The 4108-nt window shown below is 68.5% G+C and carries 1 protein-coding gene; it reads left to right on the top strand.

The window, feature by feature from the left end; genetic code table 11:
- On the top strand, nucleotides 1–4108 hold a 4108-nt coding region (locus tag QHF83_RS52990; protein WP_282425826.1), incomplete at both ends, for a condensation domain-containing protein.

Raw genomic sequence — 4108 nt, 5'->3', positions numbered from 1 at the left:
GCGCCCGAATGTACTGCACCGGGGATCTCGCGCGCTGGAACGAGGACGGCGAGCTTCAGTTCTTGGGTCGCGCCGATCACCAGGTGAAGATTCGAGGCTTCCGCGTCGAGGTGGGTGAAATCGAGGCCGTGCTCTCCTCACACGCCGCCGTGGGGTCGTGCGTCGTCGTGGCGCGTGAAGATGCGCCGGGGGACAAACGCCTCGTCGCCTATGTGGTGGCGAAAGACGACGTGCCGGCGGCGGGAGCGCTGCGCGAGCACCTGCGAAGCAGGCTCCCCGATTACATGATCCCGGCGGCCTTCGTCTTTCTCGACGCGCTGCCGCTCTCGACGAACGGCAAGGTGGACCGCGGACGGCTGCCTGCGCCGGAAGACACGCGACAGACCGCGGAGGCAGACTACGCCGCGCCGCGCACGGAAGCGGAGCGAGCGCTCGCGGAGATCTGGTCGGAGGTGCTTCGCGCCGCGCCCGTGGGAATCCACGACAACTTCTTCGCGCTCGGAGGCGATTCGATCCTCGCGATCCAGGTGGTGGGGCGAGCCAAGCGCGCCGGCTTGCACTTGACGGTCCGCGACATGTTCATGCACCAGACGGTCGCGGAGCTTTCGCAGGCAGCGCGCACCTCGAGCGCAGCCTTGGTGGAGCAGGGCGCGGTGACCGGCAGGGCTTCACTGACGCCGAGCCAGCATTGGTTCCTGAGCAAGGACCCCGAAGAGATACACCATTTCAATCAGGCGATGATGTGGACGCCGTCGTCCACGCTGTCGCCCGAGATCGTGGCCGAGGCATTACATGTCGTGCTCCGGCAACACGACGCGCTGCGATTGCGGTATCACCGCGCGGAGTCCGGGTGGGTGCAGAGCCACGCGGAGGAGGCAGCGCTGCCGCTCGAGCGGGTGGACCTCTCGGCGGTGCCGTCCTCGGCGCGCAAAGCCGCCGTGCAGAACGTGGCCGACGCCTTGCAAGGGGGTTTGTCGCTATTCACGGGCCCGGTCGCCCGCGCGGCGTGGCTGGATCTCGGCGAGGAAGGGACACGGCTCCTGCTCGTCGTGCACCACCTCGTCGTGGACGGCGTGTCGTGGCGCATTGTGCACGAGGACCTCGAGCGCGCCTGCCAGGCTCGGCTGGCCGGACAAACGCCCGAGCTCGCCGCCAAGACGACCTCGTTCCGGCAATGGTCCGAGCGGCTGCACGCATTCGTGGGCGGCGGCGGCCTGTCGGAGGAGCTCGGCTACTGGCAGGCGCAATGCTCACGCGGCGTGGCGCCGCTCCCGCTCGACCGCGAGGCAGCGCCGGGCACGGTGGGCGAAAGCCGCACGGTGGACGTGGAGCTGTCGGCGGAGGAGACCCGAGCGCTCCTGCACGACGTGAGCGCGGCCTACCGCACCGAGATCAATGACGTCTTGCTTTCGGCGCTCGCGTCCGCGCTGAGCGCATTCTGCCAGACGGATACCATTTGCGTCGACCTGGAGGGGCACGGGCGCGAAGCGGTGGTCGAGGACGTGGACGTGTCCCGCACCGTCGGATGGTTCACGGCGATGTTCCCGGTCTGGCTGACGGTGCCGGAAAACGACGATCCTGCGGCGCTGCTGAAGGGGATCAAGGAGCAGCTCCGGTCGGTGCCGAGCCGAGGCGTGGGGTACGGCTGGCTGCGACATGCGCACCCGGACGCGGCGGTGCGTGCCTCGCTGTCGGTCGATTCGCCCGTGGTGTTCAATTACCTCGGGCAGCTCGACATGGCGGCGCAGGGCCGAGGGTTGCTCGGGCCGGCGGGCGAATCGACGGGGAGCTCCACGAGTCCGCGGATGAGGCTATGGCATACGCTGGCGGTGAACGGCGGCGTTTGGCAGGGACGCCTGCGGTTCGAATGGACGTACAGCTCCGTGGTGCACGACGCGTCCACGGTGGAGCGGCTCGCGGCACGGTTCGTCGCTTCGCTACGGCGGCTCATTGCCCACTGCACTTCGGGCGAGGCGTTTGGATACACGCCCTCGGACTTCCCGCTCGCGCGGCTCGGGCAAGAGGGCCTCGACCGCCTCTTCGGGACCCTGCGCGGCGTGGAGAGCGTCTACCCGCTCTCGCCGCTTCAGGCAGGCCTTTTGTTTCACGCTCTGCGTGAGCCGGAATCGCCGACCTACACGGTCCAGCTTGCGCTCGAGCTGGGCGGCGAGGTGGACGCCGCGGCCCTCGAGAATGCGTGGAAGACGGTGTTCGCACGGTATGCGGTCTACCGGACGTCGTTCGTGTGGCAGGGGGTTCCGGAGCCGCTGCAGGTGGTGCGGCATCGCATCTCCTTCGCAATGCAGACGCACGACTGGTCCTCGCTGGACACGGCAGAGGCGGAGGCGCGGTGGGAAGCCTTGCAGCGCGACGAGCGCGCCACGGGCTTCGATTTCACGCGCGCTCCGCTGGCGCGGGTTCTGCTCGTGCGGATGCCCGGAGGTCGGACGTGGATGCTGAAGACCACGCATCACATCCTTTCCGACGGCTGGTCGATGCCTGTCGTGCTCGGAGAGTTACAGGCCGCATATGCCGCGCTCCGAGGCGGGAGCAAGCTCGTATTGCCCGAACCGGCGCCGTACGAGCGTTACATCGCCTGGCTCGCCGCGCGGGACGAACAGGCGTCGTCGGCATTTTTCGCCGCGTACCTGGCCGGTGTCGAGGAGCCGACGCAGCTGCCATTCCCGCCCCCCGCGGCGATGCCCGCCGGGGCGACGCGGGAGCACACGAGTCGCGATGCCTCGCTGACGGCCGCCGAGACCGAGAAGCTCACGGCGTTCGCACGGCGGCACGGCCTGACCGTGAATACGGTGGTGCAAGGGGCGCTCGCGCAGGTCCTCGGCCGTTATACGGGACGAGCGGATGTCGTCTTTGGCATGACGACCTCCGGTCGCAGCGCGCCCATCCCCGGCATCGAGCGGATGGTCGGCCTGTTCATCAACACGCTGCCGCTCCGGGCACGCTGGTCGGGAGCAGAGGGCGTCGTCGAATGGCTCGAGCGGCTGCAAGCCGAGCAGGTCGAGTTACGCACCCACGAGGCGACCCCGCTTTACGAGGTGCAGCGATCGTGCGCGGTAGGCGGCGGCCGCGCGCTGTTCGACACGCTCCTCGTCTTCGAGAACTACCCGGTGGACGAAGCTGCGCAGCAGGCCGAGGTCCTGCCGATCGTGAGCTTCCGGAGCTTCGAGCAGACGAGTTATCCGCTCGCCATTGCGGTAGTGGCCGGAAAAACGCTCAACCTGCACTCGATGTGGGATCCCGCGGCGCTGCGCGAGGAAGACGTCGAGCGGATCGGGGGGCACCTGCGCACCCTGCTCCTCGACATGATCGCGCACCCGGACAAACCTCTGTCCGACCTCGACCTCCTTACCGAGGTGGAGCGCGGGCAGCTCGCGTCCTGGAATGCCACGGCGGCGGCCCCCCCCGAAAAATGCATTCACGCGCTCTTCGAGGAGCAGGCCGCTCGGACGCCCGACGCCGTGGCATTGGTATTCGCCGAGCAAGAGCTCACCTACCGGGAGCTCGACCAGCGCTCCAATCAGCTGGCACACCACCTGCGCGCGCTCGGCGTCGGCCCAGAGCTCCGCGTCGGGCTCTGCGTCGAGCGCTCGCTCGAGATGGTCGTCGGCCTGCTCGCCATTCTCAAGGCCGGCGGCGCCTACGTCCCCCTCGACCCAGGCTATCCGCGAGAGCGGCTCGCCTACATGCTCACGGACGCGCGTCCCGCCGTGCTGCTCACCCAGCAGCACCTCGAGGGCAGGCTTCCCGCCCACGAGTTTGTCACGGTATACCTCGATGCGAGCGCGCCCCCCTGGCACGAGCAGCCCCTCACGCCCCCCGACGTGCGGGTTGGTCCGGACAACGCTATTTACGTCATCTACACCTCGGGCTCGACCGGTCGCCCGAAGGGCGTGCTCAATACACATCGCGGGCTCCACAACCGCCTCCGATGGATGCAGCGCGCCTACAAGCTCAACGCGACCGACGCCGTCTTGCAGAAGACGCCCCTGTCGTTCGACGTATCGGGCTGGGAGCTCTGGTGGCCCCTCTTGGAGGGCGCGCGCATGGTCATTGCCGCCCCCGAGGGGCACAAGGATCCGCGTTATCT

The organism is Polyangium sp. 15x6, assembly GCF_029960785.1.
Lineage (GTDB): Bacteria > Myxococcota_A > Polyangia > Polyangiales > Polyangiaceae > Polyangium.
The sequence above is the reverse complement of the archived record's forward strand: the minus strand, read 5'-3'. Positions and strand labels throughout refer to the sequence as shown.